Source organism: Taklimakanibacter albus (genome assembly GCF_016595235.1).
GTDB lineage: Bacteria > Pseudomonadota > Alphaproteobacteria > Rhizobiales > Aestuariivirgaceae > Taklimakanibacter > Taklimakanibacter albus.
This window is the reverse complement of sequence record NZ_JAENHL010000007.1, coordinates 1,952,760-1,977,786: the sequence shown is the minus strand read 5'-3', so window position 1 is coordinate 1,977,786 and position 25,027 is coordinate 1,952,760. Positions and strand designations below refer to the sequence as shown.

24 protein-coding genes are annotated in these 25,027 nt (G+C 63.1%); 8 read left to right on the top strand and 16 right to left on the bottom strand.

The features are described from left to right. Positions 1–88 precede the first annotated feature (88 nt). The 6 genes from JHL16_RS20880 to JHL16_RS20855 form a co-directional block, all read right to left on the bottom strand. Positions 89–316, bottom strand: coding sequence for a hypothetical protein (locus tag JHL16_RS20880; RefSeq protein WP_200186754.1), 228 nt, complete (start codon positions 314–316; stop codon positions 89–91). A 49-nt stretch (positions 317–365) separates the two neighbouring features. Further along, the gene (gene rpsU, locus JHL16_RS20875; protein ID WP_200186753.1) at positions 366–680 is read right to left on the bottom strand and encodes a 30S ribosomal protein S21; all 315 of its coding nucleotides are present in this window, start codon (positions 678–680) and stop codon (positions 366–368) included. An 85-nt stretch (positions 681–765) separates the two neighbouring features. Then, on the bottom strand, positions 766–975 hold the full coding sequence (locus JHL16_RS20870; protein ID WP_137859766.1) for a cold-shock protein: 210 nt from the start codon (positions 973–975) through the stop codon (positions 766–768). Between the two features lie 238 nt (positions 976–1,213). Further along, positions 1,214–1,561: a hypothetical protein gene (locus JHL16_RS20865; RefSeq protein ID WP_200186752.1), complete on the bottom strand. Its 348-nt coding sequence runs from the start codon at positions 1,559–1,561 to the stop codon at positions 1,214–1,216. 24 nt (positions 1,562–1,585) lie between these two features. After that, positions 1,586–1,759, bottom strand: a complete 174-nt coding sequence (locus tag JHL16_RS20860) for a hypothetical protein (RefSeq protein WP_171028693.1) — start codon at positions 1,757–1,759, stop codon at positions 1,586–1,588. Between the two features lie 204 nt (positions 1,760–1,963). Further along, complete coding sequence (locus tag JHL16_RS20855; RefSeq protein ID WP_200186751.1) at positions 1,964–3,499, bottom strand: trimethylamine methyltransferase family protein; 1,536 nt, start codon at positions 3,497–3,499, stop codon at positions 1,964–1,966. A gap of 205 nt (positions 3,500–3,704) precedes the next feature. Here JHL16_RS20855 and JHL16_RS20850 point away from each other — a divergent pair, with 205 nt between their 5' ends. Beyond that, on the top strand, positions 3,705–6,143 hold the full coding sequence (locus tag JHL16_RS20850) for a GcvT family protein (protein WP_200186750.1): 2,439 nt from the start codon (positions 3,705–3,707) through the stop codon (positions 6,141–6,143). A 6-nt stretch (positions 6,144–6,149) separates the two neighbouring features. Here the strand turns inward: JHL16_RS20850 and JHL16_RS20845 are convergent, their stop codons facing one another. The 5 genes from JHL16_RS20845 to JHL16_RS20825 form a co-directional block, all read right to left on the bottom strand. Further along, positions 6,150–6,830: an SGNH/GDSL hydrolase family protein gene (locus JHL16_RS20845; protein WP_210346038.1), complete on the bottom strand. Its 681-nt coding sequence runs from the start codon at positions 6,828–6,830 to the stop codon at positions 6,150–6,152. A 36-nt stretch (positions 6,831–6,866) separates the two neighbouring features. Beyond that, on the bottom strand, positions 6,867–7,820 hold the full coding sequence (locus JHL16_RS20840) for an ABC transporter permease (RefSeq protein ID WP_200186749.1): 954 nt from the start codon (positions 7,818–7,820) through the stop codon (positions 6,867–6,869). A gap of 1 nt (position 7,821) precedes the next feature. After that, complete coding sequence (locus JHL16_RS20835) at positions 7,822–8,784, bottom strand: ABC transporter permease (protein ID WP_200186748.1); 963 nt, start codon at positions 8,782–8,784, stop codon at positions 7,822–7,824. A gap of 16 nt (positions 8,785–8,800) precedes the next feature. Then, positions 8,801–10,294 carry a sugar ABC transporter ATP-binding protein gene (locus tag JHL16_RS20830; protein ID WP_200186747.1) on the bottom strand — a complete coding sequence of 498 codons (1,494 nt, stop codon included), beginning with the start codon at positions 10,292–10,294 and terminating at the stop codon, positions 8,801–8,803. 64 nt (positions 10,295–10,358) lie between these two features. Then, positions 10,359–11,435 (bottom strand): ABC transporter substrate-binding protein, encoded by a 1,077-nt coding sequence (locus JHL16_RS20825; RefSeq protein ID WP_200186746.1) that lies wholly within the window; start codon positions 11,433–11,435, stop codon positions 10,359–10,361. 298 nt (positions 11,436–11,733) lie between these two features. Between JHL16_RS20825 and JHL16_RS20820 the strand changes: the two genes are divergently transcribed. Together JHL16_RS20820 and JHL16_RS20815 are read left to right on the top strand one after the other, a co-directional pair. After that, a complete protein-coding gene (locus tag JHL16_RS20820; protein WP_348647242.1) occupies positions 11,734–12,384 on the top strand; it encodes an SGNH/GDSL hydrolase family protein in 651 nt (216 codons plus the stop codon). Continuing rightward, positions 12,377–13,459: an ROK family transcriptional regulator gene (locus JHL16_RS20815; RefSeq protein WP_246770991.1), complete on the top strand. Its 1,083-nt coding sequence runs from the start codon at positions 12,377–12,379 to the stop codon at positions 13,457–13,459. Before JHL16_RS20820 ends, JHL16_RS20815 begins: the two co-directional genes overlap by 8 nt. Positions 13,460–13,462: 3 nt before the next feature. Here the strand turns inward: JHL16_RS20815 and JHL16_RS20810 are convergent, their stop codons facing one another. From JHL16_RS20810 to JHL16_RS20790, 5 genes are read right to left on the bottom strand one after another with little or no spacing between them, the layout of a single operon-like run. Then, positions 13,463–15,499 (bottom strand): 3-hydroxyacyl-CoA dehydrogenase NAD-binding domain-containing protein, encoded by a 2,037-nt coding sequence (locus tag JHL16_RS20810; RefSeq protein WP_200186744.1) that lies wholly within the window; start codon positions 15,497–15,499, stop codon positions 13,463–13,465. Between the two features lie 2 nt (positions 15,500–15,501). After that, a complete protein-coding gene (locus JHL16_RS20805; RefSeq protein ID WP_200186743.1) occupies positions 15,502–16,677 on the bottom strand; it encodes an acyl-CoA dehydrogenase family protein in 1,176 nt (391 codons plus the stop codon). Between the two features lie 2 nt (positions 16,678–16,679). Then, positions 16,680–17,513 (bottom strand): enoyl-CoA hydratase family protein, encoded by an 834-nt coding sequence (locus JHL16_RS20800; protein WP_200186742.1) that lies wholly within the window; start codon positions 17,511–17,513, stop codon positions 16,680–16,682. Next, positions 17,510–18,007 (bottom strand): MarR family winged helix-turn-helix transcriptional regulator, encoded by a 498-nt coding sequence (locus tag JHL16_RS20795; RefSeq protein WP_246771106.1) that lies wholly within the window; start codon positions 18,005–18,007, stop codon positions 17,510–17,512. Before JHL16_RS20795 ends, JHL16_RS20800 begins: the two co-directional genes overlap by 4 nt. Before the next feature lie 23 nt (positions 18,008–18,030). Continuing rightward, positions 18,031–18,771 (bottom strand): SDR family NAD(P)-dependent oxidoreductase, encoded by a 741-nt coding sequence (locus JHL16_RS20790; protein ID WP_200186741.1) that lies wholly within the window; start codon positions 18,769–18,771, stop codon positions 18,031–18,033. A 275-nt stretch (positions 18,772–19,046) separates the two neighbouring features. Between JHL16_RS20790 and JHL16_RS20785 the strand changes: the two genes are divergently transcribed. From JHL16_RS20785 to JHL16_RS20765, 5 genes are all read left to right on the top strand, one after another. Further along, a complete protein-coding gene (locus tag JHL16_RS20785; RefSeq protein ID WP_200186740.1) occupies positions 19,047–20,669 on the top strand; it encodes a benzoate-CoA ligase family protein in 1,623 nt (540 codons plus the stop codon). Beyond that, positions 20,666–21,901 (top strand): kynureninase, encoded by a 1,236-nt coding sequence (gene kynU, locus JHL16_RS20780; RefSeq protein ID WP_200186739.1) that lies wholly within the window; start codon positions 20,666–20,668, stop codon positions 21,899–21,901. The genes JHL16_RS20785 and kynU overlap by 4 nt, the downstream gene beginning before the upstream one ends. Further along, on the top strand, positions 21,898–22,737 hold the full coding sequence (gene kynA, locus JHL16_RS20775; RefSeq protein WP_200186738.1) for a tryptophan 2,3-dioxygenase: 840 nt from the start codon (positions 21,898–21,900) through the stop codon (positions 22,735–22,737). The genes kynU and kynA overlap by 4 nt, the downstream gene beginning before the upstream one ends. A 395-nt stretch (positions 22,738–23,132) precedes the next feature. After that, complete coding sequence (locus tag JHL16_RS20770; RefSeq protein WP_200186737.1) at positions 23,133–23,738, top strand: TetR/AcrR family transcriptional regulator; 606 nt, start codon at positions 23,133–23,135, stop codon at positions 23,736–23,738. Positions 23,739–23,742: 4 nt separating this feature from the next. Then, positions 23,743–25,002 (top strand): MFS transporter, encoded by a 1,260-nt coding sequence (locus JHL16_RS20765; RefSeq protein ID WP_200186736.1) that lies wholly within the window; start codon positions 23,743–23,745, stop codon positions 25,000–25,002. Positions 25,003–25,027 lie beyond the last annotated feature (25 nt).

Below are 25,027 nucleotides of genomic sequence, written 5' to 3'. Positions count from 1 at the left end.
CGCCGAAAAGGACTCGCGCAAAATCAATATCCTGAAGCGAATCCTCGTCGCCGAAGTCTTCGACTTTGGCGGGATTTGCTCCAAGCAGCTATTGCCCCGATGAACGGGTGAAGGATTTGACGGGAGCGCGCGGCATGCCGGATTTTTCGGCGATCTTGCGGTCCTGCTCCTCGATCAAGGAAGCGACGGCCTTGTCGCCGTCCAGCTCTCCGACATGCTCGGCCGGGATGCGGCGACGCGAGGATTTCGTACCGTCTTGATAGACGATATCGTACAGGACGAAGCTTTCAGGAGCGCGTGTCTTCTTTTTACCCATCAGCCAATCTCACTTTCGTTGATTCGTGTGTGCGCTGACGGGATGCGCGCTAAGTCGTTGAGCCCGGTGTCTTTTCGGCAGTCGGCGCAGCGCCGGCCGGTTGTGGCGAGCGGAAGAGGTCGCGCGGCTTTACCGGGCGCTCCTTGGGCTTGGGCGGAGGAAGCAGTCCCTCACGCTGGGCCTTCTTGCGGGCCAGCTTTCTCATCCGACGGATCGCCTCGGCCTTTTCGCGGGCCTTCCGTTCGGAGGGCTTTTCATAGGCCGAGCGCCGCTTGATTTCCCGGAAGACGCCTTCGCGCTGCATCTTCTTCTTCAGGATTCTGAGCGCCTGGTCGACATTGTTGTCGCGAACAAATACCTGCATGACACCTCACGCTCAAAACCAATTGAAATCCAATGCCAAGCAGAACAGCCGGTACATCCGCGGTCTGTTCTGCCGGCGTCGAAGGTTACGCGTTTTCCAGATTGTCGGCCGAGACCTTACCAGTACGGCGGTCGGTAGCCGCTTCAAACTGGACCTTCTGGCCTTCGCGGAGCGTGCCGAGATTGGCGCGCTCAACGGCGCTGATATGGACGAAAACGTCCTTGCTGCCGTCGTCCGGCTGAATGAAGCCGAAGCCCTTTTGGGTGTTGAAGAATTTAACTGTTCCTACCGGCATGATTATAACCTTTCACAAGCCAGGCGCCGCGGAAGCGCATCATCGCGCCCGCTCAAACGATCGATGTTCAGGAGAGAGGTCGTCAGTTGGCGCTGGGCTTGCCCCGCGCGAGACCGATAATCAATGCGGCCGAAACTCGAAGTGCCGTATATGGGCGTAATTCATCGATTTTGCAAGCCATAATCGGCCACTGGTCCGGGATGCGGGAAACGGCGCCGGTTTTTCGCCGTATTCGTGATTATTCGTCTGTCTCCACGTGAAAGCGCGTACCGCATTTGCGGCATGTCATGGCATTCGCCGAGGGACCCTCGGGGCTTTCGAACAGCTTGCCGGAAAGGCCCATGCGGACGAAGCAATTCGGGCACTCATATTCCCTTGCAATGACCGGCACATAGCTTCTCGCCCTTTCCATCGCGGATTGAGCGGCATCGCAGCCTTTTTCCAGAAACATGATCTGCTCGCGCGCTTTCACGAGGTCGATGCGATATTGCTGGAGCCGTGACAGAAATTCCTTCTCCAACTCGCCGGCGCGCTTGCGAAGCACCGCTTGGACGCCGTCCATGTTGAGATCAGTCTTTACCGCCACGACGTCATCTCCCTGATCGAGGCGTCACTCCGCCTTCTGGGAGACATGGTCTTCCTCGACCTTGACCTGGCTTGCCAGGCGCAACTTGCGCAACCGATCGGTTTTCAGCTGGCGTTGCTTCTGCTCGGCCTCGATGATTTTCATGGCCGTAACATGAGTCGATTGCGCCTTGAATTCTCGGGTCGTGCGGCTGACCATACTCTCCGCTCCTTCGGATGGCGGGAGCGCGTCCGCTCTCAGTCGTCGGAATGCCTTGGCGAGGAAGTGGTCTGACGATGGACGATTATTGCACAATATGGCGGCCAACGACACAGCTATTTGGTACGTGGAAATATCCAAACAGCTGCCGCTTGGTAGCCCAATCCTCTCAGAGCAGGCACGGGTGGAAACAAGTTTAGAGCATTACGCGTCGATAGGCGCGCCGCCCTCGCGGCTGCGCCTCGCGATGAAGTCATCAAGCTGATCACGCAAGGCGATGTCGAGCGCCGGCGCTTCGAAGTCGCCCAGCTTCTGTTTCCAGATCCGGTTGGCGCGCTCGGTTGCGCTCTTCGCGCCGGTCTCGGTCCAGCGGCCGAAATTCGACCAGTCAGATACCAGCGGCTCGTAAAAGGCAGTCTGGTAACGCTCCATCGTGTGGGACGTCGCAAAGAAGTGTCCACCCGGGCCCACGTCGCGAATGGCGTCGAATGCCAGGTCCTGCTCGTCGCAGCCGACCTGCCTGAACATCTCGGCGAATGACTGGAGGAGCTCGAGATCGGTGATCAGCTTTTCGAAGGACGCCGTCAGGCCGCCTTCCAGCCAGCCGGCGCCGTGCAGCAGGATGTTGCAGCCGCTCATCACGGCGCCCCAGGCGCTCATCTGTGTTTCGTAGTCGGCTTGCACATCAGGCATATTGGACGCCGTTCCGGCCGATGAGCGCCAAGGGATTCCCAGTCGCCGCGCCAGCTGGCCCGCCCCGAATGACGTCTTCACATGCTCGGGTGTTCCGAATGCCGGCGAGCCCGATCGCATGTCGACATTGGAGGCAAAGCTCCCATACATGACCGGCGCGCCCGGGCGAACCACCTGGTACAGGGTGATGGCGGCGAGCGCTTCGGCATGCTGCAAGGACAAGGCTCCCGCAATGGTGATCGGCGCCATGGCGCCGGCCAGGCAGAAGGGTGTCGCGATGAGCATCTGACCCGCTTCGGCGAAATCGATGATCCCCTGCGTCATGGGGACGTCCAGCTGAAGCGGCGAATTCGTATTGATGACCGTGTAGCAGTGCGGCGACCGGACGAATTCGTCTTCCGACAGCCCGCGGGCGATGCGGACCATCGCGAAACTGTCCTGCACCTGTCCGGCGCCGCGGCAGAATACCCAGGGCACCTTGTCGCTCAAAGTGAGCGCGGCCCGCATCGTCGCATAGTGGCGGAGATGAACGGGCACGTCCTGCGGCTCCATGACGGCGGCGAGCATATGCAGGATGTCGAAGCTCTGCGTCAGCCTTATGAAGTCTTCGAGATCAGCGAGCGTTCCCGGCCGCTTGCCACGGTCGATATCCGTGGCATGCGGGGCGCCGGCGACTGAAAGAAAGGCCACATTGCGCCCGCCCAGGGAAACATTTCTGGCCGCCGATCTGCCGATGAGCTCAATCGTGCGGGGCGCCGTCGCCAGAGCGTGTTCGACAAGACCCGTGTCGAAGCGCACGATCTGCGAGCCTTCATCGACGCTGGCGCCGGCGGCCTTGAGCCTTGCCCGGCCGTCCTGATGCAGCACGCGCATGCCGATTTCCTGGAGAATGCGCAGAGCGTTCCGATGGATCGCTTCGACCTGATCATCCGTGAAGACACGGATCGGCTCAAATGGATTGACCAGCTTTGTATAATCGGTCACCCGGCCTGAACTGCCCGGCCGCGGTTTGCGTCTGCGCCTGTGATCCTGCACGCCTGTGTCCATGACGACCTCCGGTGCTCTGAACACATGTGTACAGAGAGTTGCGTAACGGTGCAAGAACGTTATGCCGGCGGCTCGCGCGGCCGCGATAGAAGCGCGAGCTATAGGTATTTTGGCACATCCGCATTACGCTGCTCGCAGGGCAATACGAGTGGACATGCGTGTCCAGGATCGGTAATTTCCAGGTGAAATGAGAGGGAGCGGTCTCATGCAGGCACATGCACGGGTGGTGGTAGTCGGTGGTGGTTGCGTCGGGGCCGGGATCCTCTACGGCCTGGCGCGGCGCGGCTGGTCGGATATTGCGCTGCTCGAGCGCACCCAGCTGACCGCCGGTTCGACCTGGCATGCGGCGGGCCTGGTCCCGTCCTATACGAGAAACTTCAATATCGGCCGCATGATCGCCAGGACGATCGAGATCTATGAAGGGCTCGAAGCCGATACCGGGCAAAGTGTCGGCTGGCATAAAAGCGGCCAGCTGCGCCTGGCGACCAGCCGCGACCGGCTCGATGAGTTCAAGAGCTATATGAGCGTCGCCGATGCGCAGGGCACGCGGGCCGAGCTGCTGACGCCGGCAGAAGCCCGCAAGCTCTGGCCGCTGCTAGCCAATAAGGACATGCTGGCCGCCCTCTATAATCCCGATGATGGCCATATCGCGCCGGCGGATGTGACGCAGGCGATGGCGAAGGGCGCCCGCGACCGCGGCGCAAAGGTCTATCTGGAGACCGAAGTCCGTAGCTTTACGAGACTGCCCGGCGGCGAGTGGCGGATAACGACCAACAAGGGCGAGATCACCTGCGAGCATGTCGTCTGCGCGACCGGAAACTATGCGCGCCAGACCGGCGCTCTGCTGGGACTCGATATCCCGGCGATCCCGATCATCCATCAATACTGGATCACCGAAGCCGTGCCGGAGCTGGTCGAGCGCAAGCAGCAAGGCCTGCCCGAAATGCCGATCCTGCGTGATGAGGATGTCGAAGGCTATATCAGGCAAGAGGGCGACGGGCTGATGTTCGGCCCGTATGAGCGCACCGAGAAGCTCAAGCTCTTCGCCGAGAACGGCGTGCCCGAATGGTTCGGCGCCGATCTCCTGGAAGAGGACTTCGATGCCGTCGAGGTGAATTGGGAGCGCGCCATCGAGCTGCTGCCGGCGCTCGGACGCGCGGGCATCAAGGCGAATGTCCGCGGGCCCTTCCAGATGACCGCCGATGAGCTGCCCTTGATGGGGCCGGCCTGGGGCCTGAGGAATGTCTGGCTCGCCGAAGGCGTGCCGGGGGGAATTCTCTGGGGCGGCGCCATCGGCTATTATCTATCCGAGCGCATCGTGGAAGGCGGCAACAGCCTCGATACCTCCGATCTCGATCCACGCCGCTTCGGCGACTATGCCAACAAGAACTGGACGCGGGAAAAGGTGCGCGAGGCCTGGGGCACGCATGCCATTCAGCATTATCCCGGCGAAAGCCTGCCGGCGGCACGCCCGCAGAAGACCGCTCCTTCCTATGATCGCCTGAGCGAGCTCGGCGCTCAATGGGGCGTGCTCAATGGCTGGGAGTTTCCGAACTGGTATCGCCCGAATGGGGTCGAAACCGACGGCGCCTATAGCTGGCGGTGGACCGGCTACGACAAGTACATCGGCGAAGAAGTCCGCGCGGTGCGCACTGCCGTCGGCCTCGTCGAAATGACGCCGATGACGAAGTTCGAGGTCAGCGGTCCCGGCGCCGAAAAATGGCTGGATGGCATTCTCGCCAATCGCCTGCCGAAGCCCGGCCGGGTCAATCTCAGCCATCACCTCACGAAGAATGGCGGCGTGCAGGCCGAGTATATCGTGGCGCAGCTCGCCGCCGGTCTGTTCTATCTCATATCGACGCCGCGCGCCGAGCGCTGGAATTTCGACGAGCTGTCGCGGCTCCTGCCCGAGGACGGCAGCGTCCGCTTAAGCAATGTCACCAATGATCGCGGCTGCTTCACCATCGTAGGGCCGAATGCGCGGCAACTCCTTCAGCCCCTGACCGAGATCGATCTGTCCAACGAGGCCTTTCCCTGGTTCACCGTTCGCACAGGCGCGGTGGGGCTCGCCAGCGATGTGCGCCTGCTCAGGGTCAATTATGAAGGCGAGCTCGGCTGGGAGCTCTATCATCCTTTGGCCTATCAGCGACATCTGCTCGACCTGCTGCTGCAGGCGGGGCAGGCGCATGGTCTCAGGCCCGTCGGGCTCTATGCGCTCGAATCGCTCAGGCTGGAGAAGTCGTTCCGGGCGATGTTCCGCGACATCAATCCGGAGCTCTCGGCCTGGGAGAGCGGCATCGATCGCTTCATCGCCTTGGACAAAGGCGACTTCGCCGGCCGCGCGGCCCTCGTCCGGCAGAAGGAGGCGGGCGTCGCGCGGCGGCTGGTGACGCTTGCGATCGAAACCCAAGGTGCCAGCGCGCTGGCGCATGAAGGCGTCTATCAAAATGGCAGGCTGGTCGGGCGCATCACCTCGGGCGGCTTTGCCCACACGCTTGGACACGATATCGCTTTGGCGCTCCTGCCTCTTGGCCTTGGCGTTACCGGGACGGCGCTCGACGTGCCGATATTGGGCGAGATGCGCAAGGCGCGGGTGATCGACGATTCGCCTTACGATCCCCAGTCCCTGCGCAGCCGCAGCTAGAGCGCGTTACGCCGCGTTCCTGGCCGGATCGCGGGCGAAGATCTCCTTCACCTTATCGGCGATCGCCTTGCCGAGATCCTTGTTGTTCTCAGCAGTGAAGTGGATGCCGTCACAGCCGTCGGTCGAGACGAAGTCTCCGGCATTGAGGAAGTCCACTTTCATGAAGTCGGCCATGTCGCGATATTGCCGCGCCAGCTCACGCGACTTGGCGGTGCCGCCTTCGAACATGCCCTGGAAATAAGGATGCGGCATCTCGGTCAATGGCGGCGGCGCCACGACCAGCGCTTTGGGGGCGGGATAAGGCGTTCCGATGCCACCGCCGCCGGTCAGAATCTGACCGACCAGCTTCGACATGCCCATGGCGATCTCATAGGGCGTGCGGCGGAAATAGGACTTCGTGTCATTGGTGCCGAGCAGAACGATGACGAGATCGAGCGGCAGATGGCTGGCTATGGCCGACGGCAAATAGGCGCTGCCATTGAGCCGCGGGTCATTGGGATCATCGAGGCTGGTGGTGCGGGCGCTCAAGCCCTCTTCGATGATGCGATAGCCGTCGCCCAATTGCGCCGCCATCGCGCCGGTCCAGCGCTCGGCATAGGCATAACGCAATGTCGGCGAGCCCTCCGCAACGGGGATCCAGCCCCAGGTCAGGGAATCCCCGAAACAAAGAATGGACTTCTGCTCCATAATACTCTCCTCGACTGCTCGTGATGGTTTTCAGGATCAGGGCTTGGCGCTGCGTACCCCGTAGAAGATCGCCGCCAGAAGGATGATGAAGCCCTGGATGATCAGCTTGCCCGGCTCATCGACGCCCAAAGTCGTCATGAGGATGAAGAGCAGAGCAAAGGACAATACACCGAAGAACGGCCCCCATACGCCGCCTTCGCCACGTCCGAACACGACACCGCCGAGGATCGTCGCCGCGACCGCCAGGATCGGCAGATCGAGGCCGACGCGCACGCTGCCGACCGCGATGGAGGCGGTCTGCACCAATGCGGCGAGCGCCGCCATCAGTCCGGCAAGGATATGGGCGACGATCACCGTGCGCTCCACCGCGACGCCGGAGAAATGCGCGGCGCTCAGATTCTCGCCGACCGAGGCGACCGCGCGCCCGAAGACGGTGCGCGCCAGGAACAGCGACATCAGAAGGGTGAGCACGATCCACAGCAGCACCGGCGTCGGGATGCCGAGAAGCTTGGTGTTGTAGAGGGCGGCGAACATCGCCGGCACGTCGCCCGGCGGCTTGCCGCTCGAGAGATATTGCACGAAGCCGACCAGCACGATGCTCACCGCCAGCGTGACGATCACCGCCGAGACACGCCGTTTGGCGATCATGACGCCGTTGAACGTGCCGATGACGAGGCCGGTGGCGATCGCCATGGCGACGAAAGTCATCATCGAGGCGCCGGGGAAGAGGCCTGAGGAAATATAATAGTTGATCAGCAGGATCACGCCGCCGCCCGACAGGTCGATGCTGCGCACGCGCATGACCAGGAGCTGGCCGAGTACGAGAATGCCGAGCGGCACGATCTGGCGGATGAAGATACCCAAGATATTCGGGTTCATCATATGCGGGCGCAGCACCCACAAAGTGAGCAGTAGCGCCGCGAAGACGAGATAAGAGGGCGGGATGCGGCGCAGCCGCTGCCAGGTCTTGTCGGCCAGGATCATCGCCATCTCACAGCCCCATCTTCTTGCGCGACTGCAAGCCGACGACGAGCAGGAGGATCGCCCCCTTGACCGTCGTCTGGATGAAGGGCGACATGTTGGTGAGATTCATGCCATTGGCGAGAAGCGCCATGACCAAAGCGCCGATCACCGTGCCATGGAGGCTGCCGACTCCGCCCGACAATTGCGTGCCGCCGATCGCCACCGCGGTGATCGCGTCGAGCTCGAAAAGAAGGCCGACATTGGGATCGCCCGATACGATGCGCCCGGCGAGAAAGACGCCGGCAAGGGCGGCGAAGCAGGAGCAGGTGACATAGGCAAGAAGGATATTGCGCCGCTCGGCGACGCCGAAATTATGCGCGACCTTCTCCATGCCGGAGGCGATGCCGCCGCCGATGGCGAAAAGATGCAGCCCGAAACGCGCGCCATGCAGAAGCTTCCAGGAGAGGAGCAGCACCGCGATGCCCCAGAAGACGGGGAGCGGAATGCCGAGCAACGTGCCCGACACCGAGGCGATGACGATATCCGGCACCGTTCCGCCCGAAACGGGGCGCAGAATGCGCGTGACGCCGAGCACGATATATTGCATCGACAGTGTCGCGATGATCGGATGGACATTGAGCCTAGTCACGACGAGGCCGTTGACGGCGCCGATCAAAGCGGCCAGCAGGAACACCGCGGGGATCAGCACATAAGCGGGACCGCCCAGCGCCAGTATCGCGGTCGACAGGCTGATCACCGAGCCGACCGACAGATCGAGACCGCCGATCAAGATGACGAACATCTGTCCGATCGCGGTGATGATCAGCGGCATCGCCTGGGTGATCAGGTTGAAGAGATTGCCGGTGCTGGTGAATTGCTGCGTCGTGAGGCTCAGACCCAAAGCGATGGCGAGCGCAATGAAAAGGGGCAGGCTCCACAGGCCCTGGCGCGAGCCCTGGCCCAGGAGCCATTTCAGATAACTGGGCTTCATGGGTTGAGCGGGATGATCAGGCGACGAGGGCGGCATCGAGAATCCTGTGCTCCGTGGCCTCCCTGGCCGGCATCTCGCCCACCAGCGTATTGGCATGCATGACATAGATGCGGTCGCAGAGCCCGATCAGCTCGATCGTCTCGCGCGACAGCACGATCGCAGCGCCACCCTTGGCGGTGAAACGCCGCAGCAATTTGTAGATTTCGGATTTGGCGCCGATATCGACGCCACGTGTCGGCTCTTCGATGAGCAGCACGTCCATGTCGGCGGCGAGATAGCGGCCGAGCAGCACTTTCTGCTGGTTGCCGCCCGAGAGCGAGGCGACGGGCGCCTCGCTGCCGGCCGACTTCACCTGCAGGCTCGCGAGGGTCTCGGCGATTTCGCGCTGATAAGGTTTGGCCAGCGCCAGCGATGGGCGCCCGGCATGCAGCGCCATGGTGATGTTGTGGCTGACCGGCAGGCCGAGGAACAGGCCTTCATCCTTGCGGTCCTCGGGGATGAAGCCGATACGCGCCGCCTGCAGCCGGCGGATGCCGGAAGCCGCCGAGGCCGGCAAAGGCAGCGTCGTCCCGCCCTTGCTCACCGTTCCGGCGGCCGGTTGGAACAGGCCGACCAAAGCGCGCAGCAATTTCTGCTGGCCCTGACCCTCGAGGCCCGCCAGCGCGATGATCTCACCTTTGTGCAGCGACAGCGAAAAGGATTTCGCGGCGGCATCGATGCGGAAGTCCCTTATGTCGAGGACGACCTCGCCAAGCTCGGTGGCGCGCGGTGGAAACAGGTCTTTCAGCTCGCGGCCGACCATCATGGCGATGAGCCGGTCGGGCGTCATCTGGGCGAGCGGCTTGGTGCCGACGAGCTCGCCGTCCTTCAGCACGGTGACCGTGTCGCAGATCGCGAAGATCTCGTCCATACGATGCGAAATGTAGACGATGGCCTTGCCGGCATCGCGCAGGCGGCGGATCTGGCGGTTCAGCTTCTCGACATCGGCGGCGTTGAGCGCCGCGGTCGGCTCGTCGAGAATGAAGACATTCGCGTCGGCCTTGATGCCATGGGCGATCTCGACGAATTGCCGCTCGGCGATGGTGAGATCGGCAACAAGGGTGCGGGGATCGAGACTGAGACCGAGCTCCGCCAGGGCCCGCTCCGCCAGCTGGTTCATCGTCGGATAGTCGACGGTGCCGAGCCAGCCGGTCGGCTCGCGGCCCAAAAACATGTTCTCGGCGATGGTGAGATTGGGCAGGAGCGAAAGCTCCTGGAACACGGTCGAAATGCCGGCGGCGATGGCGTCCTTCGGACGGGCGAAGGTCACGCGTTCGCCCTTGATGCGGATTTCACCGGCGTCGGGCTGGTGCACGCCGGCGAGGATCTTCATCAAGGTCGATTTGCCGGCGCCGTTCTCGCCCATCAGCGCGTGAACGCTTCCCGGCGTCAGCGCGAGCGACACACTCTTGAGCGCGATGCTGCCGCCGAAGGCTTTGGCGATATTCGACATCTCGACGAGGCTGGCCATGGGACTATCCATGTATTTGCGAAAATCCCTCTCCCGGCGCCGTACGACGGGAGAGGGGACGTCGTCACTTCACGCCGTAGAGTTCCTTGAGCTGCTCCTCGGTGAGCTCGGAGGGCCACCACACATTGGCGGAGAGATCTTCGCGATAGTATTTCTTGACCTTCTCGAGATCCCAGCCCGGCGGGTTGTAGTCATAGTGCTTCATGAGCGCCTTGCCTTCGAGCAGCGCCACGGCGGCGCGGATGCCGGCCGCCCCCTGGGATGGGCTGTATTCGGCCGAGATCGACTTGAAGCCGTCCTTGATCCACTGGCCGAAGAAGCCGTTATTGCCTTCGCCGCTGATCGGCGGGATGGGTGTGCCGAACTGCTTGAAGACGTCGACGCAGGCGCGCGTCATGTCGGCGCCCGACGACCAGATGCCGTCGACCTGCGGGTTGTTCAGATAGAGCGTCTCGCAGACCTTCTTGGTCTTGTCATATTGCCAGTCGCCATGCTCCTCGACGATGATCTTGATGTCGGTGCCTTTCAGCGACTGCAGCAGGCCGTTGTAGCGGTTGGTGTCCTCAGGGTGCCCGGCGAGACCGCGCAGCACCCAGATATTGCCTTTGCCGCCGAGCTCCTTCACCAGGAAGTCGCCCATGACCTTGCCGAAATGCTCGGCACCGCCCTGGATCTCGGTGGTGAAGGCGTCGGTCTCGATGCGGCCGGTATGGACGATGACCGGAATGCCGGCGGCGACCGCTTTCGCTATGCTGGCATCGGCCGAGGTCGAGGTGACGGGCTGCACGATGATCGCATCGACCTTCTGGGCGATGAGGTCTTCGATGTCGGCGACCTGCTTCTTCTGATCGAAGCCGGCGTCGAGCAGGATGAATTTGCTGATGCGCTTGTCCTTCGCGGCGGCGGCCTTGGATTCATGCGCGACCTGGACCGTCCAGGTATTGGCGTTGACGCCGAAATGGCTCATGCCGATGACCCAGGGCGGGTCCTTCTTGAACTTGCCGGCTTCGACGGTCGAGTTGCCTTCGGCGCGCGCGGTGACGCCATCCAGCAGATTGACCTCGTCGGCCATGGCCGACGGCGTGAGGATGGTCGCGGCGAGCAAAGCGCCGGCGACGAGTGATTTCACCAGATGTCTCATTGAGAGTCCTCCCATTGGGCTCATGTCGGTCACGGTCGTTCCGGGCGCCAATTTTGAATGCAGTTCCCCCTTCACCGGACATCACAGTGATGGCCGGCGCGGCAGCGGGAATTCTTACGGAATGACTTCGAGGGTCAGAAAACACATTGTTTTTGGGCTTGTCAATAGTTATTCATGTTGAATGAATAACTCGCGACTTGTCACCCATCCTCCCGAATGGCATCGTCCGGGTGGCGCCGAGGATATCCCGGAGCGCCCCCTAAGCTTTGATTTTGCTGACAATTCGGGGAGATCGGCGGTGCGCACGGTGCTCTGCTTCGGCGATTCGAACACGCATGGACAAGTTCCGGGCGGCACGCCTCTCGACCGCTATGGCTGGACACAGCGCTGGCCGGGCGTGCTCGCCCGTGAGCTCGGTTCCAAATGGCACGTCCTCGAGGAAGGCCTGAGCGGACGCACCACGGTCCGCGACGATCCGATCGAAGGCGTCCACAAAAACGGCCGGCGTTATCTGCGGCCTTGCCTGCAGAGCCATGCGCCGCTCGATCTCATCATCATCATGCTCGGCACCAATGATCTCAAGGCGCGCTTCCAGCAGCCGCCATCGGAAGTGGCGATGGGCATCGGCTGCCTCGTCTATGATATAAAAGAGCTGGCGCCCGGTCCCGGCGGGCATGTGCCCGAGATCATGATCGTCGCGCCACCGCCGATGCGCGACGACATCAAGGAATGGGAATCGATCTTCTCGGGCGCGCAGCAGAAGTCGCACCGTTTGGCGCTGGAATTCGAGATCCTCGCGGACTCGCTCGAAGTGCATTTTTTCGACGCAGGCTCGGTGATCCAGTGTGATCCGCTCGACGGATTCCATATCAATGCCGAAGCCCATGCGGCGCTGGGTGTCGCCCTGGCGAGCGAGGTCGTGACGATCGGATGGAGCGATCATGCCTGACATGCGCTTCGCACCGCCCAATCCGCTGCGCATCGCCGATCGCGCCGCTGGCCTGAACGCCACCAGCGTGCGCAGCTACAATGAGCGGCTCCTCCTGTCGCTGCTCCTACAGAATGACGGCATCACCCGGCTCGAGATCGGCGAAAGCACCGGGCTTTCGGCCCAGACCGTATCGGTGCTGGTGCGCTCGCTCGAGCAGGAAGGCCTTGTCATGAAGGGCAAGGTGCAGAAGGGCCGCGTCGGACCGCCGACCACGCCCGTGGTGCTCAATCCGGAGGGCGCCTATTCGGTCGGCATCAGCATCGGCAGCAAACGCGCCCATATCGTGCTCATCGACTTCGTCGGCGCCGTGCGTTTCCACGCGACGCTGCCCAACCCTGAGCCCAACAGCAAAAGCAATCATCCGGAATTCCTCGAGACGATCCAGCGCGCCCTCGAAGTCCTGCCGCCCGGCACCCAGGATCGGCTGGCTGGCATCGGCCTCGCTCTGCCCGAATCGCGCTCGGGCCTTACGGCCGGCAAAAGCGATCCGAAGCACCGCTATGCGGCGCTGCAGGAGGAAATCGAGAAGGAGATCGGCCAGGCGGTGTTCGTGCAGAACGACATCACCGCCGCCGCGGCCGGCGAGAGCATGTTCGGTTCGGCCAAGCCCCATGCCGATTATCTCTATTTCTATCTGGGCCATGAATTGCACAGCCGGCTCGTCCTCAATCACCAGATCTATAACAGCAACTCGCCCTTGAGCTTTGACATCGGACTCGGCGCGCTCGAACGCCTGGCGGGCGGCAAAGGGCTCCCGACGGAGCCGCTCTGGGACCGGGCCGATCTCCTGCTCACCTGGGAGAATGATCTCATCGCCTCGATGCGCAGCTCCATCACGGCGCTCGCTCAGTTCGTCGAGGTGAGGACAGTGATCCTTTCGTCCTACATTCCCGAAGATGTCTGCCAGGCCTTATGCGCGAAGCTCGGCACGGTGCTGCCGGGCGTCACGGTCATTGCCGGAAAACTCTCGCCGTCGCCCAAGGCCGTCGGCGCGGCGGGCTTGCCCTTCAGTTCGAGATTTATGGTGGAATAAAATCTAGCCGAGCTTCCCGTTCGTCTCCGCCAGCCGCAGGAGCAGTTCCGACGGTCGCCAGAACCAGGCATCCTCCTTGGCCAGCGCTTCGATACGGCGCAGGACGGCCTTCACGCCGATCTCGTCGGCCAAAAACATCGGGCCGCCGCGCCAGCGCGGAAAGCCGTAGCCATTGACCATGACGACATCGATGTCGCTGGCGCGAAGGGCGATGCCTTCCTCGAGAATGCGGGCGCCTTCATTGATCATGGCGAGCAGGATGCGGTCCATGATCTCGTCCTTGCTGAAGGTGCGCGGCGTGATGTTCCGATGTTTGCGTTCCTCCGCGATGAGAGCCGAGGTCGCCTCATCAGGCGTTGGCGTCTTGCCGGCGTAATTGTAATAGCCGCTGCCGGTCTTGCGGCCGAAGCGCCCGCTCTTGCAGATGAGATCGACGATGCGGACATAACGCTCGCGCGGGTCGCGTGTGGGGGCGAGAGCCTTGCGGTTGGCCCAGATGATGTCGAGCCCGGCCATATCCTGCATCTCGAACACGCCCATGGGCAGGCCGAAATCGCGGAAGGCGGCATCGATCTCGGCCGGGGCGGCGCCGTCCTCCATCAGATATTCGGCCTGCTTGCGATAGGCCGAGAGAATGCGGTTGCCGATGAAGCCGTCGCAGACGCCGGCGCGGACCGCGATCTTGCCGAGCCTACGGCCAAGGGCGAAGCCGGTCGCCACGGTTTCGGGCGCCACCTTGGGCGGCACGACCACTTCGAGCAGCTTCATGATATGGGCGGGCGAGAAAAAATGCAGACCGATGACCTGCTGCGGCCGCGCCGTCACATCGGCGATGGCCCCGACATCGAGATAGGAGGTGTTGGTGGCGAGGATGGCGTCGGGCTTCGCGGCCTTGTCGAGATCGCGGAAGATCGCCTGCTTCACGCCCAGATCCTCGAAGGCGGCCTCGATCACCAGATCGGCGGAAGAGAGATCGGCCATCGTCGCGGTGGTGCGCAATCCGCCGGCGGCGATCCGGTCGAAGTCGGCTTGTGCGAGCTTGCCGCGCTCGACCGAGCTTTTCAGCAAGCCCAGAGCCCGGTCGCGGGCGAGATCAGCCGACGGCTGATCGCGCTCAAGCAAAGTAACGGAGAGGCCGGAGAGCAGAGCCGCGGCGGCGATGCCGGTTCCCATCAGGCCACCACCGATGACGCCCAGATGTGCCACCGGTCGCGGTTTCGCGTCGGCCTCGGGAATTTTGGCGATCTCGCGTTCGGCGAAGAAGATGTGGCGCAGCGCGCGTGCCTGCTCGGAATTGCGCAGCTCAGCGAAGACTTCCGCCTCGCGCGCCATGCCCTGCGCGAAGTCGAGATGTGCGGTCTCTTCCAGGACGTCGAAAGCGCGAACCGGACTTGTCTGGCCGCGCGCTTTCACCTGCTTGCGCAACTCGGCAAAATTTGCAGGCGCGGCGATGAGGTCGCGCACCCGCCTGACCACCGGCTTCGTTGCGAGGAAGGCGCGCGCCTCGGCGATGAGATTGCCTTCCCCGATCCTGTCGGCGATGCCGAGCTTAAAGGCTTCGTCCGCGGCCACGCGACGGCCCGAGGTGATCATGTCGATGGACGGGGCCATGCCGATGAGGCGCGGCAGCCGCTGCGTGCCGCCGGCGCCTGGAATGATGCCGAGCGTGACTTCCGGCAGACCGACAAAGGCGTGTCTGTTCATCACGCGATAGTGGCAGGCGAGGGCAAGCTCGAAACCGCCACCGAGGGCCGTGCCGTGAATGGCGGCGACGACGGGAATGGTGAGCGCTTCGAGCGCCGCGATGACATCGCGCAAGGACGGTGGTACCGGCGGCTTGCCGAATTCGCGGATATCGGCTCCGGCGACGAAGGTCTTGCCGGTGCAGGCGAGGATGACGCCGCGCAGCGACGTATCTTGCGTGATCTGCGTGATGGCTTCCGCCAGGCCCTGGCGCACGGAATGCGAGGTCGCGTTCACTGGCGGATTGTCGATGGTGATGATGGCGATGCCATCTTCGCGGGCAAGCGACACGGTCATGATCAGGCTTTCGTGGTGGGAGAGAGCAGCGAGCGCGCGATGATGACCTTTTGCACCGCGCTCGCCCCTTCATAGATGCGCAAGGCGCGGATCTCGCGATAAAGCTGCTCGGGCCGCGTGCCCGATTTGACGCCGAGCCCGCCGAAAAGCTGCACGGCGGTGTCGATCACCCGCTGCGCCGCTTCGGTCGCGGTGAATTTCGCCATCGCCGCCTCGCGGGTGATGCGCTCGGCGCCCTGGTCCTTGGTCCAGGCGGCGCGATAGACCATCAGCGCGGAAGCATCGACATCGAGCGCCATGTCGGCGATCTGGCCCTGCACCATCTGGAGGTCGGCGAGCACGCCGCCCATCAGGCGCCGGCTCGACACATGAATCAGCGCCTCGTCGAGGGCGCGCCGGGCAAAGCCCAGAGCGGCGGCGCCCACCGTCGAGCGGAAGATGTCGAGCACCGACATAGCGATCTTGAAGCCTTCACCGCCTTTGCCGATGCGGTTGCCGATCGGAATACGGCAATTGTCGAAGTGCAGGCGCGCCAGCGGATGCGGCGAGATGGTCTCGATGCGCTCGGCGATGCTGAGGCCCGGCGTATCCGCCTCGACCATGAAGGCGCTGAGGCCGCGGGCTCCCGGCGCCTCACCGGTGCGACAGAAGACGACATAACGATCGGCGATGCCGCCATTGGAGATCCAGGTCTTCTCGCCCTCAATGACGACATGTTCATTGCCGTCGGGCCGCGCGGTGCAGGCAAGCGCTGCCACATCCGAGCCGGCTTCGGGCTCCGACAAAGCGAAGGCCGAGATCGCCTTGCCTTGGGCGATGGGCGGCAGCCATCTGCGCTTCTGCTCCTCGGTGCCGAACAAGGTGACGGGACCGGTACCGAGGCCCTGCATGGCGAAAGCGAAATCGGCGAGCCCGTCGGCATAGGCCAGGGTTTCGCGGATAAGGCACAGAGAGCGCACGTCGAGTTTTTCGGCGCGCCCACCGTATGGCGCCGTCACCGCATGGCGCAGCAGACCGCTGTCACCCAAAGCGGCGACGAGCTTGCGGCAGGACTGGTCGGGGTCGTGATGATCGACGAGCGCGGGTACTTCATTGCGGGCGAAAGCCAGCACCTCCGCCTCGAGATCGCGATGCCTCTGCTCGAAAAACGGCCAGGCGAGGAAGCTGCGGTCGGTCATGCTCAATCGCCCTTGAAGACAGGCTTCTGCTTATTGGCAAAAGCCTCATAGGCGCGGCGGAAATCCTCAGTCTTCATGCACAGCGCCTGGGCGATCGCCTCGGCCTCCACCGCATCGTCGATGCTCATCGCCCATTCGGCCTGCAACATGCGTTTGGTCATGCCATTGGCGAAGGTCGGGCCCGAAGCGAGCTGACGCGCCAGCTTCGTCGCTTCCTCGATGAGATTGGCCGGATCGACGAGGCGGTTGAAGAAGCCCCAGCGCTCGGCTTCCGCACCGCCCAGGGCGCGGCCGGTATAAAGCAGCTCGGAGGCGCGGCCCTGGCCGATGATGCGGGGCAGCATGGCGCAGGCCCCCATGTCGCAGCCGGCGAGGCCGACGCGGTTGAACAGGAAGGCGATCTTCGACGCTTCGGTGCCGAACCGCAAATCGGAGGCCATGGCGATGATGGCGCCGGCGCCGGCGCAGATGCCGTCGATGGCGGAAATGATCGGCTGCGGGCAGGCGCGCATCGTCTTGACCAGATCGCCGGTCATCTCGGTGAAGCGCAGCAATTGCGGCACGTTCATTTCAGTGAGCGGCCCGATGATTTCCAGCACATCGCCGCCGGAGGAGAAATTGCCGCCGGCGCCCGAGATCACGAAGGCATGGGTGGTCTCGTCCTTGCGGGCGGCGGCGAAAATAGCGGTGAGCTCGTCATAGGAGTCGAAAGTGAGCGGGTTCTTCTTCTCCGGCCGGTTGAGCGTGATGGACGCCACGCCGTCCGTCACGGTCATCAGCACATGGCGGGCTTTGTAAGCGCTCAAGGGCGGTATCACGGCATGAGTGCGGTTCATGGCTGCTGCCTCGCCAGGATGGTTTCGCGTGTCGAGTCCTTGAGGGAGGCCAGGAGATCCATCAATTTGTCGATGTCCTTTTGCGACAGATGCTCGAAATATCTGGCGATCCAGTCGCCATGGACCTTGGCCATGCGGCGGAATTCGCGCCGGCCCTTGTCGGTGAGCCGGATGACCTGGGCGCGGCGGTCACCGCTCGATGTAGTGCGGGTGATATGGCCCGATTTGACGAGGCCCTCGACCAGGCTGGTGATGTTGCCGGCCGAGACCATCAGCCGCTTCGATACTTCGCCCAGCACCAGGCCTGCATCGGCGCGGTCGAGCTGCGCCAATATATCGAAACGCGGCAGGCTGAAATCGAACTCGGCATTGAGATGACGGCGGATGTCGTTCTCGATGAGGCGCGAGCAGGAGAGGAGGCGCAGCCACAGGCGCAATTCCATCTTATGGTCGGCGGGGCGCGCCGCCACTGTCGTCTCGGCGTCGATCCACAAGGGAGACTGCTCTTCGGGCGTCGTCACAAATCGCCTCCCGCAACGGTGATCGCCTGGCCGGTGATGGCGGAGGCGCCCTCGGAGCACAGCCACAGAGCCGCATTGGTCACTTCCGCCGGCGTGATCAGCCGGCCGCCAGGATTCGTCTTGGCGAAATGTTCGATCGCCTTGGCGGCGGGTATACCGGTCTTCTTGGCGATTGTGTTCGCAGCCTCGGCGATGAGATCGGTGTCGGTATAGCCGGGGCAGAGCGCATTGACTGTGATGCGGGTCTTGGCGAGCTCCAGCGCCAGCGCACGGGTCATCCCGATGATGGCGTGTTTCGCCGCGCAATAGGCCGAGACATAGGGATAACCCTTGAGGCCGGCGATCGAGGCGACATTGACGATACGGCCCGAGCCCAATTTCACCATGCCCGGCAGGGCGGTTCGCGTGGCGATGAAGGCACTTTCGACATTCACCGCCATCATGCGGCGGAAGAGATCGAGGCTGGTGGTGTGGAAGGGAGCGGATTCGGCGGCACCCGCATTATTGATCAGGATGTGATAGGGACCACTGTCGGCGACCGCCTGGCTCAGCGCCTTCTCATCGGTGACGTCGACGCTCAAGCCGCGCTTGGCGACGCCCTCGGCGATCGCTTGCGTCAAGGCGGCTTCCGTGCGGCCCATGATAGTGACATCATGACCAAGGCCAGAGAGCGCCATGGCAATGGCGCGTCCGATGCCTCGGCTTCCGCCCGTGACGAGTGCTCGCTGTTCAACCATGTACCCTGTCTTTCGTTGCTCACAGCGATTGTAAGGCCGGGCCGGAAATTATTTCAAGTCTAAAGCGTTTTTGCCGGGCGGCTGCAATTGACATTCGGAGCGATTATTTTAGAATTAAACTATCGGCGCGTGATCAGGAAAAGTGGAAACCGGTTTTCCGTCCGATCACGCGCCAATTGAATATACGATCACGTTTATCACTTCAGGCCATTGTGGCCTGAAGTGATCGTGATCTCACGGCGCGCGACCGCGCATTATATCCGTGAGGAGCCGCAATGATTCCGAGCGCCTATGCCGACACATTCGCCCGCGATCATCTGCCGCCGCGCGATCTGTGGCCCGATCTCATCTTCGATCGCCCGGAATACCGTTATCCCGACCGTCTCAATTGCGTGAGCGAGCTGCTCGACCGTTGGCTCGACAAGGGCTGGCACGACCGGCCGTGCATGATCACCGACAGCGCGACCGTCAGCTATGGCGAGATGGCCGAGCGGGTGAACCGCATCGCCAATGTGCTAACTGGCAAATGCGGGCTCGTGCCCGGCGGACGGGTGCTGCTGCGCTCGGCCAATAATCCGCAATTCGTCGCCGCCTATCTCGCGGTGATGAAAGCGGGCGGCATCGCCGTCGCCACCATGCCGCTGTTGCGCGCCAAGGAGCTTTCCTATCCGATCGGAAAAGCCAAGATTGCGCTGGCGCTCTGCGACGCACGCCTCGCCGAGGAGATGGAAAAGGCCAAAGCGCAGTCGCCGGATCTCAAACGCATCGTCTATTTCAACGGCGATGCGCCGGACGGGCTCGAAGCCCTGATGCGCCGGGCCTCGCCTCGGTTCACCGCCTGCGACACGGCGGCGGATGATGTCTGTCTCATCGGCTTCACCTCAGGGACAACGGGCGAGCCCAAGGGCACCATGCATTTCCATCGTGACGTGCTGCTCATCGCCGACGGCTATGGCAGGCATGTGCTGAAGGCCGAGGCCTCCGACCGGTTCATCGGGTCGCCGCCGCTCGCTTTCACCTTCGGCCTCGGCGGGCTGGTAATCTTTCCGATGCGGGTCGGCGCGTCCTCGATCCTGCTCGAAAAAGCCGCACCCGACGATCTGATCGGGGCAATCGACAAACATCAGGCGACCATCACTTTCACCGCGCCCACCGCCTATCGCGCCATGCTGGCGAAGCTCGGGAGGCAATCGGGCAAGTCCTTGCGCAAATGCGTGTCGGCGGGCGAGACCTTGCCCAAGGCGGTGTTCGACGCCTGGCTCGACCGCACCGGCATCAAGCTGATGGACGGCATCGGCGCCACCGAGATGCTGCATATTTTCATCGGCGCGCCCGAGGACAAGATCCGCGCCGGCTCGACCGGCCTGCCGGTGCCGGGCTACCAGGCGCGCATCGTCGATGCGGCCGGCAATGAAGCGCCGCGCGGCACGCCCGGCCGCCTGGCGGTGAAAGGCCCGATCGGCTGCCGCTATCTCGACGACAAGCGCCAGCGCAACTATGTCGAGAAAGGCTGGAACATCACCGGCGACACCTTCATCCAGGATGAGGACGGCTATTTCTGGTATCAGGCGCGCTCCGACGACATGATCATCTCGGCCGGCTACAACATTTCGGGGCCGGAGATCGAAAATGCGCTGCTTACTCATCCGGCCATCGCCGAATGCGCGGTGATCGGCGTTGCCGATGAAGAGCGCGGCATGGTACCCAAAGCCTTCATCGTTCTCCGGCCCGGAAATCCCAAGGACGCACAAATGGTGAAGCTCTTGCAGGACCACGTGAAGGCCGAGATCGCGCCGTACAAATATCCGCGCCGCATCGAGTTCCGCGATGCGCTGCCCAAGACCCAGACCGGCAAGCTGCAGCGTTTCGCGCTGCGCGCCGAAGAGGCCGGCAAATGATCACACGTGCGCAAGCCGAGGCGCTCGATCTCGCCGATCCGCTTAAAGGCAAGCGCCAGCTTTTCGTCCTGCCGGAAAACACCATCTATCTCGATGGCAATTCGCTGGGGCCATTGCCGCGCCATGTGGCGGAACGGCTCGCGGGCGCCGTTGCGGAGGAATGGGGCCAGAGCCTCATCCGCGGCTGGAACACACATGGCTGGTTCGATCTGCCGCGCGTGTTGGGGGATCGTATCGGCAAGCTCATTGGCGCCAAACCCGGCACGGTGCTGGCGGCGGATTCGACCTCGATCAATCTGGTGAAGGTGCTGACGGCCGCCTTGGGGCTCAGGCCCGGCCGACGCGTCATCCTCTCCGACAGCGGTAATTTCCCGAGCGATCTTTATGTCGCGCAAGGCGTCATCAAGGCGTTGGGCGGTGGCGTCGAGCTGCGCATCGTGGCGCCGGAAGAGGTCGAGGCGGCGCTCGGCGATGATCTCGCGGTGCTGATGCTGACCGAGGTCGACTACCGCACCGGCCGGCGTCATGACATGAAGACGCTCATCGCCAAGGCGCAAGCGAAAGGCGCGCTCGCCATCTGGGATCTCTGCCATTCGGCCGGCGCCTTTCCGGTCGATCTCAGCGGCGCCAACACGGATTTTGCGGTCGGCTGCGGCTACAAATATCTCAATGGCGGTCCGGGCGCGCCGGCCTTCGTCTATGTGCGCCCCGATCTCCAGGACAAAATCGTGCCGTCGCTGTCGGGCTGGATGGGCCATGCAGCGCCTTTCGCCTTCGATCTCGATTACCGGCCCGCACAGGGCATCGATCGTCTGCGCGCCGGAACGCCGGGCGTCCTGTCGATGATCGCGCTCGATTCCGCCCTCGATGTCTGGGACGGCGTCGATCTCACTCTGCTGCGCGACAAATCGGTGCGGCTCGCCGATCTCTTCATCTCTGAGGTCGAAGGACGCTGCGGAGCTTACGGCCTGAGGCTGGCGAGCCCGCGTGATGCGGCGCAGCGCGGCAGCCAGGTGTCGTTCCATTGCGACGACGGTTATGCGGTGATGCAGGCCCTCATCGCCCAGGGCGTCATCGGTGACTTCCGCGCCCCCGACATCATCCGCTTCGGCCTGACGCCGCTTTATATTGGCTTCACCGATGTCTGGGACGCGGCGCGCATTCTCGAGCGGGTGATGGCCGAGCGCCTGTGGGACCAGCCGCAATTCAAGAAGCGGGCCGCCGTCACATGAGCACGAAGCCCTTCGATCCGAAGAAGGATGGGGCCGAAACGGATTTCACGAGCCGCATGTCCTATGGCGATTATCTGCAGCTCGACAAGATACTGACGGCGCAGGCACCGCATTCCGTCGCGCATGACGAGATGCTGTTCATCATCCAGCATCAGACGAGCGAATTATGGATGAAGCTCGCCATCCACGAATTGAGCGCCGCGACGCGCGCCATCGCCAGCGACGATCTGCAACCCGCCTTCAAGATGCTGGCGCGGGTGGCGCGCATCATGGAGCAGCTCAATTCGGCCTGGGACGTGCTGCGCACCATGACGCCCAGCGAATATACGCTGTTCCGTGAAAGTCTCGGCCAGTCCTCGGGACTGCAATCCTTTCAATATCGCGCCATCGAATTTCTGGCCGGCAACAAGAATGCCGCGATGCTGGCGCCGCATGGACACAAGCGGGATATTCACGATTGGCTCGACGGCATAAGACGCAAGCCCAGCCTTTATGACGAGGCGATCCGCATCCTCGACCGGCGCGGCTTCGCCATCGATCGGGCGGTGCTCGACCGCGACGTGGCCGAGCCCTATCAGGCGCAAGCAAGCGTCAAGGCTGCCTGGGCGGTCATCTATCGCGACCCGGCGCATCATTGGGAACTCTATGAGCTCGCCGAGAAGCTCGTCGATTTCGAAGACTATTTCCGCCGCTGGCGTTTCAATCATGTGACGACGGTCGAACGCGTCATCGGCTTCAAGCGCGGCACCGGTGGCACATCCGGCGTCGCCTATCTGCGCCGCATGCTGGAAGTGGTGCTGTTCCCCGAATTGTGGGACGTGCGGACGGAGCTTTGAGTTTTCCCTTCTCCCGCTTGCGGGAGAAGGTGCCCGATAGGGCGGATGAGGGTCTCGCGGCAGCTCTTCAAGAGAAGCGATGAAGCTTCAATATTTCCCACACTTGATCGTTGCGGTGAGGCTGAGAGAACACCCTCATCCGGCCTTCGGCCACCTTCTCCCGCAGGCGGGAGAAGGGGAAGTCGGGGAGGGTGATCGCCGCCCAAGCGCATGAGCTGCCTTGGTTTTTTGGCTTTCGGCGGTTGCGTAATCCTGGCGTAATATACTGAAACAATTATGCTTTTTACTCCCTGGCCGCGAGACATTATCTGTTCCGGCGCAAGGGGAGCCCCTTGACGTCGGGCCTGTCAATTACTAGATCGACTGATCGATTAAAGATTTTGGACTCTCGGACCATGCGGAAAGTCGACCCGGAAAAATACGAAGCGAAGCGCCGTCAGATCCTCGATGCGGCGGTCGTCTGCTTTGCGCGCAGCGGCTTCCATAAGACGTCGACGGCGGAAATCTGCGCCGAGGCCGGCATGAGCCCCGGCAACCTGTTCCATTATTTCAAGAACAAGAACGCCATCATCGAGGCCATCGTCGACGAGGACCGCCGCAAGACCTCGGAATGGTACGAAAAGGCGAACCAGGCGGACGACCTGTTCGAAGAGCTGTTCAAGCTCATGCAGCACAATCTCGAGCTGATCGCCGAGCCGGTCTACCGCAAGATCGGCATCGAGATCTTCGCCGAGGCGATGCGCAATCCGTCCGTCGGCCATCTCGTCGCGCGCAATGATGCCGAGCAGATCGCCGCCCTCACCGGCATCCTCAAGAAGGCCGCCGCCAAAGGGCAGATCGACGCCTCGTTCGACATCGCCAAACTCGCCACCTGGATCGCCGCTTTGGGCGACGGCGCCTTCGGGCGCGCGGCGCTCGATCCCTATTTCGATCCGACCGACCAGGCCGGCGTGCTGCGCGAAATCCTGACCCGCATCCTCAAGCCCAAGGCGGAACGGTGAGATCATGCCAGCGTCCTCCGCAATCCGATTGAAACGGCAGCTGCCGCTCTACGGACTGTTCGCTTCCGGCTCGCTGGCGCTGCTCGGCAACGCCATCGCGTCGGTGGCGCTGCCGTGGTTCGTCCTGTCGCTGACCAAGAGCCCGCTGTGGACCGGCGTCGCCGCGGCGGCCGGTCTCGTGCCCCTGATCCTCGGCGCCTTTCTCGGCGGCAGCCTGATCGACCGTCACGGCGCACGCACCATCGCCATCATTGCCAGCCTCGTCAGCGCCGCCGCGGTCGCCGCGGTGCCGGCGCTCCATCATGCCGGTTTCCTCAGCATCGGGCTCCTCATCGCGCTGATCGCCATCGGCGCCGTCTTCGACGGACCCGGCATGACGGCCGAGGAAAGCCGCATGCCTGAGCTCGCGCGTCTCGCCCGTTTCAAGCTCGAAAAGGTGACGTCGATCGACAACCTCATCGAAGGCTTGGCGACGCTCATCGGTCCGGCCGTCGCCGGCCTCGCCATCGCCCTCGTCGGCATGCAGAACACCCTGTGGCTTACCGCGCTCTGCTCGCTCGTCGCCGCCTGTTTCATCGCCGTGTCGTTGCCGCGTGAACGTCCGCATCGTATCGCGCAGCGTGCGCAAGCGCCGCAAGACACGCTTGCCGGATTGAAGCTGCTGCTCGCCGATCCCCTGCTGCGGCCACTCCTGCTGTTCGCCGCCGCCTTCGTCGCCGTGGCTGCTTCGCTCGGCACGGTGGTGATGCCGGCTTTCTTCTTGCTGAGCGGACGCGAAGCGCTCGATCTCGGCCTGTTCCTTTCGATCCTCGGTGGCGCCACCATGGTCGGCACCGTGGCTTTCGCTCTGTGGGGCGAACATTTCAGCCAGCGCTGGCTATTCCTCTCCGGCTGCGCCGCCCAGGCGCTGGCATTCCTGGTATTGGCCTTTCACACATCGCCCGTGGTCCTGTGGGGCGCCGCGGCGCTCGCCGGTTTGGCCGGCGGTCCGCTCGGCCCGATCGCCAATGCGGCGCTGTACCGACGCATTCCCCTCGCGCTGCGCGGACGCGCCTTGGGTGCTGCGACATCGCTGGTGCTCGTCGCCACGCCCGTCGCCGTGATCATCGCCGGCGCCGCGGTGGAACTCACCGATGCCCGCGTCGTGCTGTGGGCCTCGGCGATCCTGCTCGGCGCCTTCGTTTTCGTCGCCTCGCTGCTGCCGGGCCTCTATGAACTCGACCGTTCGGACAAGGCCGCCGCCGGCGCCATGTCTCAAATTTGACACAGGACGCTCCTAGGAGCGCACA